At 40.2% G+C, this 16,387-nt stretch carries 15 protein-coding genes; 12 read left to right on the top strand and 3 right to left on the bottom strand.

Annotated features, from left to right (window positions below; genetic code table 11):
• Positions 1-74 precede the first annotated feature (74 nt).
• From hemC to Q0037_RS11535, 8 genes are all read left to right on the top strand, one after another.
• Positions 75-998, top strand: coding sequence for a hydroxymethylbilane synthase (gene hemC, locus Q0037_RS11570; RefSeq protein WP_297518544.1), 924 nt, complete (start codon positions 75-77; stop codon positions 996-998).
• A 24-nt stretch (positions 999-1,022) separates the two neighbouring features.
• Entirely contained in the window at positions 1,023-1,679 is a 657-nt protein-coding gene (locus tag Q0037_RS11565; protein ID WP_297518540.1) for a uroporphyrinogen-III synthase, read from the top strand.
• Between the two features lie 26 nt (positions 1,680-1,705).
• Positions 1,706-2,731: a uroporphyrinogen decarboxylase gene (gene hemE, locus Q0037_RS11560; RefSeq protein WP_297518538.1), complete on the top strand. Its 1,026-nt coding sequence runs from the start codon at positions 1,706-1,708 to the stop codon at positions 2,729-2,731.
• A gap of 98 nt (positions 2,732-2,829) precedes the next feature.
• Complete coding sequence (gene hemF / locus Q0037_RS11555) at positions 2,830-3,747, top strand: oxygen-dependent coproporphyrinogen oxidase (protein ID WP_297518536.1); 918 nt, start codon at positions 2,830-2,832, stop codon at positions 3,745-3,747.
• 119 nt (positions 3,748-3,866) lie between these two features.
• Complete coding sequence (hemB, locus tag Q0037_RS11550) at positions 3,867-4,865, top strand: porphobilinogen synthase (protein WP_297518534.1); 999 nt, start codon at positions 3,867-3,869, stop codon at positions 4,863-4,865.
• A gap of 28 nt (positions 4,866-4,893) precedes the next feature.
• Positions 4,894-5,349, top strand: a complete 456-nt coding sequence (locus Q0037_RS11545; protein ID WP_297518531.1) for a c-type cytochrome — start codon at positions 4,894-4,896, stop codon at positions 5,347-5,349.
• Positions 5,350-5,422: 73 nt separating this feature from the next.
• Positions 5,423-5,893, top strand: coding sequence for a methylated-DNA--[protein]-cysteine S-methyltransferase (locus tag Q0037_RS11540; protein ID WP_297518542.1), 471 nt, complete (start codon positions 5,423-5,425; stop codon positions 5,891-5,893).
• A 41-nt stretch (positions 5,894-5,934) separates the two neighbouring features.
• Positions 5,935-6,648: a 3'-5' exonuclease gene (locus tag Q0037_RS11535; protein WP_297518529.1), complete on the top strand. Its 714-nt coding sequence runs from the start codon at positions 5,935-5,937 to the stop codon at positions 6,646-6,648.
• Positions 6,649-6,697: 49 nt separating this feature from the next.
• Here Q0037_RS11535 and Q0037_RS11530 read toward each other — a convergent pair whose 3' ends face one another.
• Positions 6,698-9,628, bottom strand: a complete 2,931-nt coding sequence (locus Q0037_RS11530) for a S8 family serine peptidase (RefSeq protein WP_297518527.1) — start codon at positions 9,626-9,628, stop codon at positions 6,698-6,700.
• A 179-nt stretch (positions 9,629-9,807) separates the two neighbouring features.
• Here Q0037_RS11530 and Q0037_RS11525 point away from each other — a divergent pair, with 179 nt between their 5' ends.
• From Q0037_RS11525 to Q0037_RS11510, 4 genes are all read left to right on the top strand, one after another.
• Positions 9,808-11,253, top strand: coding sequence for a nucleoside recognition domain-containing protein (locus tag Q0037_RS11525; RefSeq protein WP_297518525.1), 1,446 nt, complete (start codon positions 9,808-9,810; stop codon positions 11,251-11,253).
• A 120-nt stretch (positions 11,254-11,373) separates the two neighbouring features.
• On the top strand, positions 11,374-12,981 hold the full coding sequence (locus tag Q0037_RS11520; RefSeq protein WP_297518523.1) for a fumarate hydratase: 1,608 nt from the start codon (positions 11,374-11,376) through the stop codon (positions 12,979-12,981).
• A 218-nt stretch (positions 12,982-13,199) separates the two neighbouring features.
• Positions 13,200-13,445 (top strand): AbrB/MazE/SpoVT family DNA-binding domain-containing protein, encoded by a 246-nt coding sequence (locus Q0037_RS11515; protein WP_297518521.1) that lies wholly within the window; start codon positions 13,200-13,202, stop codon positions 13,443-13,445.
• The gene (locus Q0037_RS11510) at positions 13,436-13,759 is read left to right on the top strand and encodes a type II toxin-antitoxin system PemK/MazF family toxin (RefSeq protein ID WP_297518519.1); all 324 of its coding nucleotides are present in this window, start codon (positions 13,436-13,438) and stop codon (positions 13,757-13,759) included. The genes Q0037_RS11515 and Q0037_RS11510 overlap by 10 nt, the downstream gene beginning before the upstream one ends.
• Before the next feature lie 332 nt (positions 13,760-14,091).
• Here the strand turns inward: Q0037_RS11510 and Q0037_RS11505 are convergent, their stop codons facing one another.
• Entirely contained in the window at positions 14,092-15,777 is a 1,686-nt protein-coding gene (locus Q0037_RS11505; RefSeq protein WP_297518517.1) for a T9SS type A sorting domain-containing protein, read from the bottom strand.
• Between the two features lie 5 nt (positions 15,778-15,782).
• Positions 15,783-16,387: hypothetical protein (locus tag Q0037_RS11500; protein WP_297518515.1), on the bottom strand; the 605-nt coding region annotated here is incomplete at its 5' end.

Here is a 16,387-nt window from a genome sequence, read left to right as displayed (position 1 = left end):
TGAAAACACACCCGTCGATGAAAGTATCGAGTGGATCGAAAAAGTGTTCCAATTGGCATCCTCTGAAAAATAAGATGAGTAAAACCCTACGCATCGGAACCCGCGACAGCGAACTCGCTCTTTGGCAAGCCAAAACAGTAGAAAAACAGCTGAACGATTTGGGTTACCGCACCGAAATCATTGCTGTGAAATCCCAAGGCGACTTGGTGTTGGATAAACCGCTATATGAACTCGGAATCACCGGAATTTTTACCAAAACATTAGACATCGCCATGATCAAAGGCGAAGTGGATATTGCCGTGCATTCCATGAAAGATGTCCCTACCGCTTTACCTCAAGGAATCGTGCAAGCCGCGGTTTTGCCACGTGCCAATGTGAACGATATTTTGGTTCATAAAGGAGCAACCGATTTTCTCGGGGCTCCCACAACTATTGCCACAGGAAGTTTACGCCGTCAAGCACAATGGTTGCATCGTTATCCGCAACATACGGTTGTCGATTTACGAGGCAATGTCAATACCCGCCTGCAAAAATTAAACGACAACGCTTGGAGTGGAGCCGTTTTTGCTGCTGCCGGATTGGAACGCATCAACTTAAAACCACAAACCTATTTGGATTTGGATTGGATGATTCCAGCGCCAGCACAGGGAGCAATGGTTGTGGTCGCCATGGAAAATGATAGCCACGCCCTTGAAGCTTTAGCCCAATTGAATGATATAGAGACCGAAGTGTGTACCGCCATCGAACGTCAATTTTTACGTACGTTGGAAGGAGGGTGTACCGCACCCATCGGCGCAATAGCAAAATACGATGAGGCCAACGACGAAATCCAGTTTCATGGCGTTTTATTGTCGATTGACGGGCAAGAAAAATTGGAAATTCAACGCAATTTCCCCATTAATGAATGGAAAAAATTGGGATTCCATTGTGCCAAAGAAATCCTAGACAATGGAGGCGCTGCCTTAATGGAACGCATTAAAACCCAATTGAAGAAATAAAACGAATATACGTTCTTACAGCAAATGAAAACCCTCCTGTCTACCAAAATCCTGACTTCAAACCAACGCCAATTGTTGGTAGATGCTGGATTTGATGTGATAGAAAAGGAGATGATTGTGATACAACCGGTGTCCATTCCCACTTTTGAACCCCAGCAAAAGCTGCTGTTTACCAGTCAGCAAGCGGTAAAAAGTGTCGTGGAGCAACAGCTTGTCCTTCAACCGGAAAAACATAGTGTTTTTTGTGTGGGTGAAAAAACACGAAAAGCATTGGAAGACTCCGGATTTACAGTGCGTACTTCGTTTGAAACGGCAGCAGCTTTAGCGACTTACCTGCTGGAATCGGAGGCCACTGATTTCGATTTCTTTTGCGGAAATCGCCGTTTGGATACGCTGCCCAACAAGTTAATCTCTAATGGGAAAAAATTACGTGAAATCGTAGTATATAAAACGGTAAATCAATCCGAAAAAATGGAAACACCCCTACACGGCATCCTGTTTTTCAGTCCGTCGGGTGTGGAGAGTTTTTTAGAAAAAAATACGCTGGATGACCTTCCTTGTTTTTGCATTGGCCCGACAACAGCTGCCGCATTAAACGGGATTACTCAAAATGTTTACAAAGCGTCAACTCCCACTGTGGAGGCCACGCTACAACTAAGTATAGACTATTTTAAACGCTGAATTTCGATTCGACCAAATGATACCTTATGATTCAAAATGACCTTTTCTTACGTGCATTAAACAATGAAAAAGTAGAACGTCCGCCCGTGTGGATGATGCGTCAAGCCGGACGCTATTTGCCAGAATTCCGTGCACTTCGCGATAAATATGATTTTTTCACCCGTTGTGAAACGCCAGAATTAGCAGCCGAAATTACGGTGCAGCCGATTCGTATCGTCCAACCCGATGCCGCGATTTTGTTCTCGGATATTTTGGTTGTGCCCCGCGCCATGGGCATTCATGTTGAACTGAAAGACAATTTGGGTCCGATTATTCCGAATCCTATCCGCACAATGGAGCAAGTCGACAAAGTTTTTGTACCGAACATTCAGGAAACCTTAGGCTATGTCATGGATGCCGTGAAATTGACCAAAGAAATGTTGAATGATGAGGTGCCGTTAATCGGTTTCGCCGGTTCACCTTGGACCATTTTCTGTTATGCCGTAGAAGGAAAAGGATCGAAAAGTTTTGATACAGCCAAAGGATTTTGTTTCTCCAATCCAGTAGCGGCGCATACCTTATTGCAAAAAATCACCGACACGACCATTTTATACTTAAAAGAAAAAGTAAAAGCGGGCGTTAACGCGGTGCAAATTTTTGATTCGTGGGGCGGCATATTGTCTCCGGCCGATTATCAGGAGTACTCTTGGAAATACATCAATCAAATCGTGGATGCTTTAGCCGAAGACACCAAAGTAATTGTATTCGGAAAAGGCTGTTGGTTTGCCTTGGGCGAGATGGCCAAATCCAAAGCTTCGGCTTTAGGAGTAGATTGGACGTGCTCTGCACGAAATGCCCGTTATTTAACCGGTGGGAACATTACCCTGCAAGGAAATTTCGATCCAAGTCGTTTGTTGTCACCCATCCCGACCATCAAAAAAATGGTTCATGAAATGATTGATGAGTTTGGAAAAGACAATTACATCGTGAATCTTGGTCACGGTATTCTACCCAATATTCCGGTTGATCACGCCAAAGCCTTTATTGAAGCAGTAAAGGAGTATAATCAGTAGGCCGTGTACAGTAATCAGTGTACAGTAATCAGTGTACAGTAATCAGTGAACATTATCAGCGTACTGCGACTGAAAACTGTGACTGAAAACTAAATTTTATGAAAGAACAATTTCTATCCTATATCCATACCCTTCAAGACCAGATTTGTTCCGGTCTCGAGGCCATTGATGGTGTAGCAAAATTCCGTGAAGATCTATGGGACCGACCCGAAGGCGGAGGTGGTCGAACACGCGTTATTGAAAACGGCTCCGTTTTTGAAAAAGGGGGTGTGAATATTTCGGCGGTTCATGGCAAATTACCCGATTCGATGCAGCAAATGTTTAAGGTAGGAGAAGCCGATTTCTTTGCGTGTGGATTGAGTTTGGTTATACATCCCAAAAACCCCATGGTGCCTACGGTACATGCCAATTGGCGCTATTTTGAAATGTATGATGCCCAAGGTGAAGTGATGCAAAGTTGGTTTGGCGGCGGACAGGATTTAACCCCTTATTATTTTTTTGACGAAGATGCAATCCATTTTCATCAAACCTGTAAAAACGCTTGTGATGCCCACGATAGTTCCTTTTATCCCAAATATAAAAAACAATGTGATACCTATTTTTGGAATACCCATCGCAAAGAAGCCCGTGGCGTCGGTGGTTTGTTTTTTGATTATTTAAAAGCCGACGATAAGCACACCATGAACGATTGGTACCGTTTTGTAACCGAAGTTGGAAACAGCTTTTTACAAGCGTATGGGCCTATAGTCGAACGTAGAAAAGACTTACCCTTTACAGAGGCGCAACGCACTTGGCAGGAAATTCGCCGCGGCCGTTATGTCGAATTCAATTTGGTTCACGATAAAGGCACGTTGTTCGGACTCAAAACCAACGGGCGGATTGAATCCATCTTGATGAGTTTACCGCCGCATGTACAGTGGGTGTATGATCATCATCCAGAACCGGGTACCGAGGAAGCGCGATTGTTAGAAGTTTTGGCGCAACCTTTGGAGTGGGTTGAAGTGACTAGTGATTAGTGACTAGTGACTAGTAACATTCAGTAGTTATTTCCATAAAAGAATTCATAAAGAATCAAAATAAAAATGTCATTTACTTTTGGCTAATTGCTGAAAGCTAATTGCTAAAAACTAAAATTATGTTTCCATTACAAAGAGGAAGAAGATTACGTGTTAACGAGAGCATTCGCTCCTTAGTTCGTGAAACAACATTAAGTCCAAGTGATTTTATGTTCCCCATGTTTATCGCTGAGGGAGAAAATTACCGTTCTGAGATCCCATCGATGCCGGGTATTTTTCGCCGTTCGTTAGATTTAACCGTAGAAGAAGTCAAAGAATTATTTGCTTTAGGTATTCGTGCGGTTAACATTTATGTAAAAGTCGATGAAAGTTTGAAAGACAATACTGGCAAAGAAGCTTGGAATCCTGAAGGATTGATGCAACGTTCCATTCGCGCCATCAAAGCCGCTTGTCCCGAAATGATTGTAATGCCTGATGTGGCCTTGGATCCTTATTCCATTTATGGTCATGATGGCATTATTAAAAACGGCGATATTGCCAACGATGAAACCAATAAAGCCTTGGTGAAAATGGCCGTTTCGCATGCCGAAGCCGGCGCCGATTTTGTGGCACCTAGCGACATGATGGACGGTCGGGTATTGCGCCTCCGCCAAGGATTGGACGCAGCAGGATTTCATCATGTGGGGATTATGAGTTATTCCGCTAAATATGCTTCAGCGTTTTACGGTCCCTTCCGTGACGCCTTGGACAGTGCACCCAAAGAAGCGGATGTAGTGGTTCCTAAAGATAAAAAAACCTACCAAATGGATTATGCCAACCGTATTGAAGCGGTAAAAGAAGCCCTTTGGGATGTGGAAGAAGGCGCCGATATGGTGATGGTCAAACCCGGAATTGCCTATTTGGATATTGTGCGTGAAGTGAAAAATGCAGTGAATGTACCCGTTACCGTTTTCCATGTTTCAGGAGAATACGCCATGATCAAAGCGGCAGCCGAACGCGGATGGTTGGACCATGACAAAATTATGATGGAGCAGTTGATGTGCATTAAACGAGCTGGTGCTAGTTTGATTTCGACCTATTTTGCCAAAGAAGCCGCGCAATTGTTGAATCGGCAATAGTCAATCCATTATTCTTGAAATTGCAAAAATGAATAAGTACACCAGTGTAAAAATTGTAGCCATGAAAAAATCACATTTGTTTTGCATATTAGCTCTTGCCTGTATCGCGATTTCTTGCGGCCGTGACCCAAAGAAAACCGACAATTACAGCAATGAAGTCAACCCAGAAAAGACCGTTGAAGAAACCAAAAAAAAGCCTGATTTTCCCTTAGCGGAACAAGGCAAAGCATTGTTTGAAGGCGAAGGAACCTGTGTGGCATGCCATAAGCTAGATACCAAAGTGGTAGGGCCCAGCATACAGGAAATTGTTGCCATATATAAAGCTAAAAATGCCAGCATTGCTGCTTTTTTAAATGAAGAATCTGAGCCTATAGTTGATCCGTCTCAGTACAGCATCATGAAAGCGAATTTTGCCATAACCAAAAACATGAAGCCCGAACAACGGTTGGCGTTGGAGCAATACATGATGAGCTTGGCGAAGTAAAATAAGGCAACAAGTGTAACAAAATGCAAGAATTCGTTCCTCGTTTTTTCCGTATTTTGTGCCCATGAGCGCAATCGAAACCGTTACCATAGCCACGCCATTAGGATTTGCCAAAATCACAGGGAATTCCGAAGGCATTCAGTCGATTTGTATTACCGATGAAGGCGAAGCAACTGCTGAAATCCCAACAACACTTTTGGATGTAGTGCAACAACTTAGGGAATATTTTGAAGGAACACGAACCGAATTTCAATTAAAGCTTAATCCGGTAGGAACGGAGTTTCAGCAAAAAGTTTGGTGCGCCTTACTTCAAATTCCCTATGGAAAAACACTTTCCTACCAACAATTAACCCAGCAGTTGGGCGATCCCAAAGCAATTCGGGCCGTAGCAGCGGCCAACGGGAAAAATCCGCTTTGGATCATCATTCCATGTCATCGCGTGATTGGTTCCAATGGCGATTTGACGGGATATGCTGGAGGATTATGGAGAAAGAAATGGTTACTGACCCATGAGCAAGGGGAATCACAACAAAGTTTGTTTTAAAAATGCAAAAAATAATGTACCTTCGGTAAAATTTATAAGCCATGATAGACAAAATTAAATTAGAACACGTCTTGTTTCTCGACATTGAGACGGTTCCCCAAGAAGAATTTTTTACCCAAATGGATCCCGAAATGCAAGTGCTTTGGGAGCAAAAAACGCAGTACCAGCGCAGGGATGAATTTTCCCCCGAAGCATTTTATGATCGGGCAGGCATTTGGGCCGAATTTGGAAAAATTGTTTGTATTTCCGCCGGGTATTTTCAAATCAAAAGTGACATTCGGAATTTCCGGGTGACTTCATTTTTTGGAGAAGAAAAAGAATTACTGCAAGCCTTTAATAATCTCCTTAACAACCATTTTGGTGGACCTCAGTATGTGTTATGTGGACATAATAGCAAAGAGTTTGATATTCCATTTATTGCAAGAAGGATGATTATTAACGGCGTTTCTCTTCCGAGCAAATTGAATTTATTTGGTAAGAAACCCTGGGAAATACCCCATTTGGACACCATGGAATTATGGAAGTTTGGCGATTATAAGCATTATACTGCGTTAAAGTTATTGACCAAAATTTTAGGCATTTCCACCTCCAAAGACGATATCGATGGGAGTCAGGTGGGCGAAGTGTTTTATAAAGAAAAAGACATCGATCGCATCGTTACCTATTGCGAAAAAGACGTAGTAGCGGTGGCACAAGTTTTACTTCGTTTCCGCAATGAGGATTTACTCATTCCAGAAGAAATTTTACATGTATAAAAAAAGGATGTCTGAAAAGACATCCTTTCTGTATTTTGGACTTTTCAAATTATCGTTTAATGACAACTCGTTGTGAAGTAGTTCCTAAGCTATTTTCAATACGAACAAGGTAAACGCCCTCGGCCAAATGTTGTACATTCAAGCGCGCCAATTCGTCATGGGTTTCTTTTTGTCCCACTTCGCGTCCTTGTAAATCGTAGAGGCGAACTTGCGTGCGTTCCACACTGTTTGGAATTAAAACATTGATAAGTTCGTTGGTCGGATTCGGGAATACGCGTACTTGAGTTAAACTAACTTCAGGCGTTGATAATGCGGGTGAAACACGACAAAGGTCGATACTGAAATTGTTTACAGTTCCTCCATCACCATTCCATGGGTCGCTGATGTTTAATACCCATTCTCCGTCGGCAGGCAAGGAGTTTAAAGCACTCAAACTATCAAGAGGAGCCACTAAACCAGTTAATGATGGATTCCCACTACAAACCGGATCGTTCCCATCATCATCATAGGTACAGTCCATATTGTCATTATCCCCACAAGCTTCACGCATTAATACGATACTTGGACTGCCAATGGAAGCCGGACCTTGTAAGGTGAGCGTCATATCTTGAATATACGTGTGCGAAATATTTACGTTGACATTGATGTCCCCAATGGTGTACCCTCCTGTGATCGTCAAAGGTACGCTTGCACTTGAATTGGCCACAGACGCAATAGACGCATTCGAATAATCGGTTGCTTCAAAGGATTGGTCACAACTAACAACACCCGTATCAAAACTAAAAACTGCTGCTGTTGCCGCTACCCCAGTTCCACAACGGTTAGAAGGAATAATACGCCAAAAATAACGGGTAGATTGCTGCAAACCAGTTACTGTAAATCGGTTTAATGTCGTCGTTTCATTCACAGCTAATGTGCTGAAACTACTGTCGGTAGAAGCTTGTACAGTGTAAGTTTCAGCATTGCTGTTGGCATTCCAACGTAGCACGGCTGAAGTCGATAATCCCGTTTGTCCATTGGATGGGCTATTTAAGGTTAAGGGTTGGAAACTGGCATTAAAAATGCGTAATGTTTTAAAACGCGTTTCGGTTTCTGTTCCATTGTTTCCTGTAATTCCCACAAAATATTCACCAGGAGTTACATTCGCCAAACCGTTAACCGTCATTGTTACAGTACCTGAGGTATTTCGGCTTGGTGGAGTAAATGAAGCCGAAGCTCCTGCAGGTAATCCTGTTGCTGAAAACGTAGTTGTTCCCCCACCAGACTGTGTATAATTGAAGGTATAAGTCGCATTTTGATTAGCACACAATAATTGGTCTCCACTCGTTGAATTGAGCGCAAATGTTGAATTCAATCCGGTGATGATTAAAGAATATTTTTGACTTCCAGTCACTAAACTTCCTTTGTGTGAAATGGTAATGGTATATTGACCTGCTACAGGCGTGTCAATGCGAACCAACTCAACATTATCAACATCATTGTCTCCTGTTCTTATTGCTGGATTATTGGGATTTGGCGTTAATTTCCAAGGGAAAAATGTTGTTTCATTACGCGTAATGCGAATGTCTAAGTCGTTTACCAATGCCTTAATGAATTCATTGGGTGTGGTGCTTGTATTCATGTTCCCGGGCAAATCGGTCCAAGTAATCGAAGCCACTAACGGTGTAGTTCCACTCGCATTTACAGTCATCGAAAACGTTTGGCCTTGATTTAGATTTTCTTCCGATACCCAAGCAGTTAATCCATTGGCATTTAAGGTTTCAACAGCGCGTTTTGCATTGAGCAATCCCCAACCAAAAACAGCATCTGGACCCACATTACCTGCATCATCCGCGGTGTGACAAGCCAACCCTTTTAAGGTGGAAGCACGCATAAAGGTGTTGTATAAATTTTTATAGTGTTGTTGCAAAAGTAAAAGGGTTCCTGCCACATTTGGGGAGGCCATAGAAGTTCCAGATAAAGTTGAAACAGCACCATTACTTGCATTACTCGTAGAAGTTAAACCTGAACCATTTCCAGTAATATCGGGTTTAATACGGAAATCATCCGTAGGGCCTTGGCTACTAGAGCTGTTAATGGTTATCGTTCCCGCAGCTCCTGTGGTTGCATTAACGGTAACATCTTCGCAATTAGCCACTACCAAGTTATTCTTGCAGGTTTTGTTTGTAGTTAACTTGTCAAAACCAAAAAACAAGGGATCCGAATTGGCATTCGAATTTCCTTCATTTCCTGCTGAGGCCACTTGAAGGTAGTAAGGCGCATTGTAAGCCACTTCATCCCAAGCAAAGGAATCGGTAATATAAGCTCCCACAATCCATCCAGGGATAGCATTTCCTCCTGAAGAGATAGGTACACCATAAGAATGATTGGAAACTAACATCCCTAACTGAATCTCAGATACAGCTTCACTAATATCATCGGTCCAGTTGAATGTTCGTGCTGATGCAGCAGGGGCCATCCCTTTTACGCTTGCAGGATTTGCCGAGGCGACCATCGTTCCTGTAACGTGGGTAGCATGAAGAATAGTACTTCCAGCGGGGTCGTCAACAACAGTGACCCGGTTGCCAAAAGCATTGTGGGTAGTGCGAACACCGCCACCATCCCAAACTCGGGCTACCATATTTTCACCATTTAAATTTAATCCCATAACACCACCCGTGTGTAAGAAGTTCGCACGTGTAGCTCGAGCTGCTGCCACATTATCGGTGCTGAAATACATGGGGTAACCATCTGGTGTAAGTTTCATTAGTTCAGAAAAAGATCCGTTGGGGCCTTCAATTGTTAAAGGCCAACCATTGATTTTGGCCACCGTAATCGCTTTTTCTTTTTCAGAGGCTTGAAGACGGCGGTAATATTCTTGCCGCTCTTTTAATTTATCCATGTTGTAGGTAGCCGTAATCGCCGCCACATCTTGGGGAGTTTGACTATAAACATTAAGTCCACCAAGGAGGATAACCAGAGCAATGAAGGTTTTTTTCATAGCTAGAAGCATTTCAGTTTGTTGATTAATTTCGGCAAATATAACAAACCTGTTAGTGATTTAACATTAAACAAATTGTATTATTTAATTATATGCGGTTTTTTAGCAAAAAGGAATCCATTGACCGGATATTTTTTTACATCAAAGATTTATCCGTATTTTGAAAAAAATTACAACACATGGTACTTAGTAGATTTTGGTTGACCATTTTTATAGCTTCTATAGCCTTTACTGTCTTTGCTCTTTTCTCAGGAGACTCCTACACCATTGATTCCATTTTAAATGGGAAAAAAGACGATCCCATATTGATTTCCGAACGCTACTTGAATGACACCCCTTCGTTCATTCGCGATAGCATCGAAAAAGCCCCTGAAAAGACTATAGTGATCAATCGGGATACTTTGAATCCAGATACGACGTATGTTTACAAAAGTAAAACGGTTAAACTCTATTCGGGAGTACAAAAGTCAGATGGCTTACTGCCTACATGTAAAAACACCTTGATGGATATTATTCTTCCGTTGATAGCTTATTTGGCGTTTTTCTGTGGACTCATGGAGTTGCTGATAGTTTCAGGTGCTTCCGAGAAAATAGCGAAATTTCTCTCTCCCGTGTTTGCCAAAGTTTTCCCTTCTGTCCCTAAAAACCACGAGTCTATTTCATACATGACGCTTAATTTTGCTGCAAATTTCCTAGGACTCGATTCGGCTGCAACACCTTTTGGATTGAAAGCAATGCAGTCGTTACAGGAGATTAATCCCGAAAAAGATAAAGCAAGTGATGCACAAATTATGTTTATGTGTTTGCATGCCGCCGGACTTACCTTGATTCCTACCTCTATTATAGGTTATCGTGCCGCCCAAAATGCCGCTAACCCCGCCGATGTGATGTTGCCGTGTATTATTACTTCATTTATTGGCACCATTGCGGCGCTCATTATTGTGGGGATTCGCCAAAGGATTAACTTTTTAAGCGCAACTTTACTCGTAGCTATTATGTCGGTTGTTGCGGCAATTGTTGGACTTTTATTCTACATCAACGGATTGGATTTGATCGGAAAAAGTTTTTTTACAGCCAATTTATCCGGACTCATGCTCGTAGCCATTATTGGAGCCACACTTATCTTTTCGTTCATTCATGAAAAAAAATTCACCGAAAAAGAAACCACCATTTTTGATGCATTTGTCGAAGGATCACGTAATGGTATCCAAACCGGCGTGAAAATCTTCCCTTATGTTCTTGCCATGTTAGTAGCTATTTCTTTCTTCCGTAATAGCGGATTGTTTGAAATCATTAGCCGTTGGATCGCCATCGGATTTTCACAAATAGGGATTGCCAAAGACATTACCGATTCGCTCCCCGTAGCCATGCTTCGCCCTTTTAGTTCGGGCGGTTCCCGTGGATTCATGATTGATGCGATGCAAAATTTTGGCCCGGATTCTTTTACCGGACGTTTGGTATGTATCTTTCAATGTAGCGCCGAAACCACGTTTTATGTTATTGCCGTATATTTTGGGTCCGTAAATATTAAAAATACCCGTTATACTTTAGCCACCATGTTGTTGGTTGATTTTATTTGTGTATTGGCAGCAATTATGGTCGCTAGCTGGTTTTTTGTTCGTTAATTATTGATTCTTCAAATGTTTCCTACCTATTAGGTTTGTTAAACGAATATTAATCCCTAAGGAACGGTAGGTGACTTCCTCGCTTTTTTATACTTTTACCACTCTAAAATTCAACACAAAATGGACTTTTTATACCAAGATCCGTATCCTATTTTAAAAGACGATACAACCTATAAAAAATTGACTTCCGATTACGTGAAAGTTGAAACTTTTGGCGACCGAGAAATGCTGACGATTGATCCAAAAGGATTGGAATTATTAGCTGAAGAAGCGATGAAAGACGTTTCATTTATGTTGCGCGCTTCGCATTTGCAAAAATTACGCAACATCATCGATGATCCCGAAGCGACTGACAACGACCGATTCGTAGCCTATAATTTATTGCAAAATGCTGTAGTAGCCGTAAGTGGCGAATTACCTTCGTGTCAAGATACGGGAACAGCAATTGTAATGGCTAAAAAAGGCGAAAATGTATTTACCGGAATCGATGATGCCGAATGGTTGTCACGCGGAATTTTCAACACTTATCAAAACCGCAACCTAAGGTATTCACAAATTGTCCCGATTTCGATGTTTGAGGAAAAAAACTCAGGATCCAATTTACCCGCACAAATTGATATTTATACTAAAAAAGGCAGTTCGTATGAGTTTTTGTTTTTAGCAAAAGGAGGTGGTTCAGCCAATAAAACCTTTTTATATCAAAAGACTAAATCGTTATTGAACGAAAAGTCACTTGAGGAGTTTATCCGTGAAAAAATTATGGATTTAGGAACTTCCGCTTGTCCGCCCTACCACTTGGCACTAGTTATCGGTGGTACTTCGGCAGAAGCGAATTTAGCCGCTGTGAAAAAAGCTTCGGCAGGTTATTATGACAACTTACCCACCTCTGGGAATATGGCAGGTCAAGCCTTCCGTGATTTGGAATGGGAAGCGCGCGTGCAACAAATTTGTCAAGAAAGTGCGATTGGTGCTCAATTTGGCGGAAAATACTTAACTCATGATGTACGTGTGATACGGTTACCTCGTCACGCAGCTTCATGTCCCGTAGGGATGGGGGTTTCATGTTCGGCTGACCGGAATATTAAAGGGAAAATTACCAAAGACGGTATTTATTTGGAGCAATTGGAAACCAATCCCGCACAGTATTTACCCGCAACAGCACCCCATTTGGAAGAGCCGGTGGTGGTGAATTTGAACCGACCCATGAAAGAAATCTTAGCCGAGTTGTCGCAATATCCTATCAAAACCCGTTTGAAATTAAACGGAACCTTGATTGTGGCGCGCGATATTGCCCACGCTAAAATCAAAGAATTGTTGGATGCAGGTCAGCCCATGCCCGAATATTTCAAAAACCATCCAGTGTATTATGCGGGTCCGGCGAAAACCCCACAAGGCATGCCATCGGGAAGTTTCGGTCCGACCACTGCAGGGCGTATGGATGTGTATGTCGAAGAATTCCAGAAACACGGTGGCAGCATGATTATGTTGGCCAAAGGAAATCGCAGCAAAGAAGTTATGAATGCCTGCAACACCTATGGAGGTTTCTATTTGGGTTCGATCGGAGGTCCAGCTGCGATTCTCGCCAAAGAAAATATTTTATCGGTTGAGGTGGTTGATTTTGAAGAACTAGGCATGGAAGCCGTAAGAAAAATCGAAGTAAAAGACTTCCCTGCGTTTATCATTACCGACGATAAAGGAAATGATTTTTTTGCGGCATTGAGTCATTAGTTTTTAGAGACTGGAGAATAGAGAATGGAAAACAGAGAATAGAAAACAGAGAATAGAAAATAGAGAATAGAAAATAGAGAATAGAAAATAGACTATAGAAACCTGTGGATCCAAGGATGTACAGGTTTTTTTGTCTATTTTCAAAAATACGTAAAAAACAAAAAAATTTTGAGAATTAAAAAAATTGTAATTACTTTGTAATAACAAAATAAGCGTTCATGGAACTATCAGTAATCAATATTGGAAATTCAAAAGGGATTCGTCTTTCTAAAACAATCCTTAAAAAATATAACATTCATGACAAAATAGAAGTCATTCTTGAAAAAGGCTTTATCGTTTTAAAACCAAAAACTGAACCAAGAAAAGACTGGGAAAAAGCATTCCAAAAAATGCATGAAAACGGAGACGACCAACTTTTAATGAATGACGTGTTTGATGACGAAACTTTTGAGGAATGGAAATAAATCAATATGATATTGTATTGGTCAATCTTGATCCTACAATGGGAAGTGAAATGAAAAAGACCAGACCTTGTGTTGTTTTGTCTCCCAATGAAATGAATAAATACTTACAAACTATTGTTGTTGCTCCAATGACAACCAGTTCTAAACCCTACCCAACAAGAGTGGTACTAAAACACAATCAAACAAAAGGTTGGATTGCTATAGACCAAATTCGAACCATTGATAGAGCTCGAATAGTAAAACGTTACGAAACGTTAACAACTAAAGAAATTGAGAAAGTAAAAAGTGTTATTAAAGAAACATTTGTTGACTAAATAAAAACAAAACCCGCTCAGTTTAAAGATGGGACTCATTTATTGCTCTCAAAGTCGGAAAAGTTTGCATAGCGAGGGATAGCGAACTGAGTATAGGCTGTAGAGAATAGATTATAGAAAATAGAGAAAGGAAAATAGACTATAGAAAATAGAAACCTGTGGATCCAAGGATGTGCAGGTTTTTTTGTGGGATATATAAAACGAAGGGGATGCTCTTTTATAACTCAACGTTGGGTGACTTCGTGTTGTGGATTCCATTAATTCTGCAAGAAATAAATAAAAAAAACCAGCAAAAATGCTGGTTTTCTGATAAGCAATCATTAATAATGCAATTAATTTTTAATAATTGAAAATGCTTTCGGATTGTTATTTACTTTTACAAGATAGGTGCTAGTTGGTAATTTCGATATTGAGAATGCGCCTTCATTTGCATTGGGAAACTCTTCAAGAACAAGTTGACCTAGCAAATTATATATTTTAATTTCATTAATAATTTTTGAAGATTTAAAATTTAAAATTCCATTTGTTGGATTAGGGAAAAGATAAAAATTATTTAAGTCAAAAGAAGAGTTGTCTAATGCTTGATTAACGGTTATAGCAAGACGATTACTTTCACAACCATTTATGGTTTGGCTAACATAATATGTAGTTCCTGAAACTAAAAGAGTGTTTAATGGTAAAGGTGCACCTCCTGTCAAACTACCATACCATTGTAAATTAGTTCCTGAAACGGTTAAATTTGCTAATGTTTCGCCTGCATTAAATGTTTGAGTAGCATTTGCTGTTGGAGTAGCTGCAATTTGATTAAGTGTAATCGTCACTGTTGTAAACGAACAACTTCCATTAGTAATTACACAAGTGTAAACACCTGGCTGTGAGGCGGTGTATGTATTTGAATTGGCACCGGTTATATTAACATTGTCTTTTCTCCACTGATACGAGTTTGAAGAACCGCTTGGAACACTAAGTATTTGAGATCCACAAAAATTCACTATTCCACTTGGTTGAGGAGTAAATGTTGTAGACAATACAGTTGGATTTGATAATTTAGAACAAGAACTTGCGGCATCAGTTACCCTTACCGAATAGGAACCAACTGCGGTAGGTAAATGAGTAGCATTTGTTGCATTAGTGATTGGGTTCCCATTTAAAAACCATTGATAACTCAACCCTGTCCCTGTATTGGCTTGTAATGAAAAATTACTAGATCCACAAACCAAAACTTGACCCGAAGGTGTAATAGATGAAATAGGTTGTGGTTTAAAAATAATATTAATAGCGTCTGTATACGTGCTATTTTCTAATGTTGCTGTAACAGTAAAACTGCCTGCTTGAGTTGGAGTAAAAGTAACCGTATTGCCTTGACTGCCATCAAACCATGTTGGTGTATATCCATTAGGTCCATTGTAGGTTAAGGTAACACTTGAACCTTGACAAATTTCGATAGAATCTCCCTCTGCGATAAGCTGTGCATTTGGATTTGCTCCAAATGGAAAAACTGTTTTTTTGAATAACGGTCCCCATAAATTATTTACATCTCTAGATCTAATATTAAATAAAACAGGGCCGTTTGCAATATCCCAAGTAGCTTGAGTTCTAAAAACAGTTTCTACCGCCTCATCTAAAGCTCCATCAAAAGCAACAATTGGAGTTCCATTCCCTTCACCAGGGTCAAAATTACCGAAAAAATACTCAAACTTTGTTAATTTGATTTGTCTTGTTGTAAATGTGTTATCATTTACAAAAACTGCTTTTTTAAATGTTGGTCCCCATTGATTATTTGCATCCTTAACTCTTATATTAAAAAGAACAGGTCCAACTGTTGTTTGAATATTAGTATAGGTAGCAATAACACTTTCTACAGCTTCATTAAAAGCGCCATCTTCAGCTGTTAATACAGTTCCATTTCCAAATCCTGGGTCAATCGTACCCCAAAAATATTCTGCAGCGGTTAAGTTTCTATTTTGTGCCCACACTAACTGACTGCATACTGTTATTAATACTATTATTTTTTTCATAGGTATTAATTTTTATGGTATCCTTTGGCTGTGATATTTACATTTTGCCCTGGAAATAAATCTGAAGGCATGTCTAAATCAAAAATAAATGCTTTGCTATTATTTGGATTAGTAGCATTATAATTTAATTGAGAATAAGGCCCTCCATTTATTCCTCTATCGTTAATAGTTAAATCAATATCATAAAAATTGTGATTTGGATTTCCTCCATTAACAGCATTAGCTGAACCAATAATTTTTGTTAATACCAATGGATTTCCAGCTGTTGGTATTGTACAATCTAAATCAATTCCATTATAAGTCCATTCAAAAAATCCAGAGATTGTTGGATTTGGAAATTGAGAAGGGAATTGTCCTCCAAAATTACATTGATTTGACAAATTTTCTGAAGTATAACAACCAATATTACAGTTACTGTTACATTGACCACCAAAACTACTAACATTTGTTCCTAAAAATTCATTACTACTAACTACAATATTATAATAAGGAACATTAATGTAAGACACTAATAAACTAGAATTATTTGAAAATGTATTATTTATAACATAATTTTTAATATTTGGATTTGGACTCCATCTCTTAAATAATAATGTTATTAGTGAATTAT

The sequence above is a fragment of the Flavobacterium sp. genome (genome assembly GCF_027482425.1).
Lineage (GTDB): Bacteria > Bacteroidota > Bacteroidia > Flavobacteriales > Flavobacteriaceae > Flavobacterium.
Note: the sequence above shows the minus strand (reverse complement) of the source record. Positions and strands in the feature narration are given on the sequence as shown.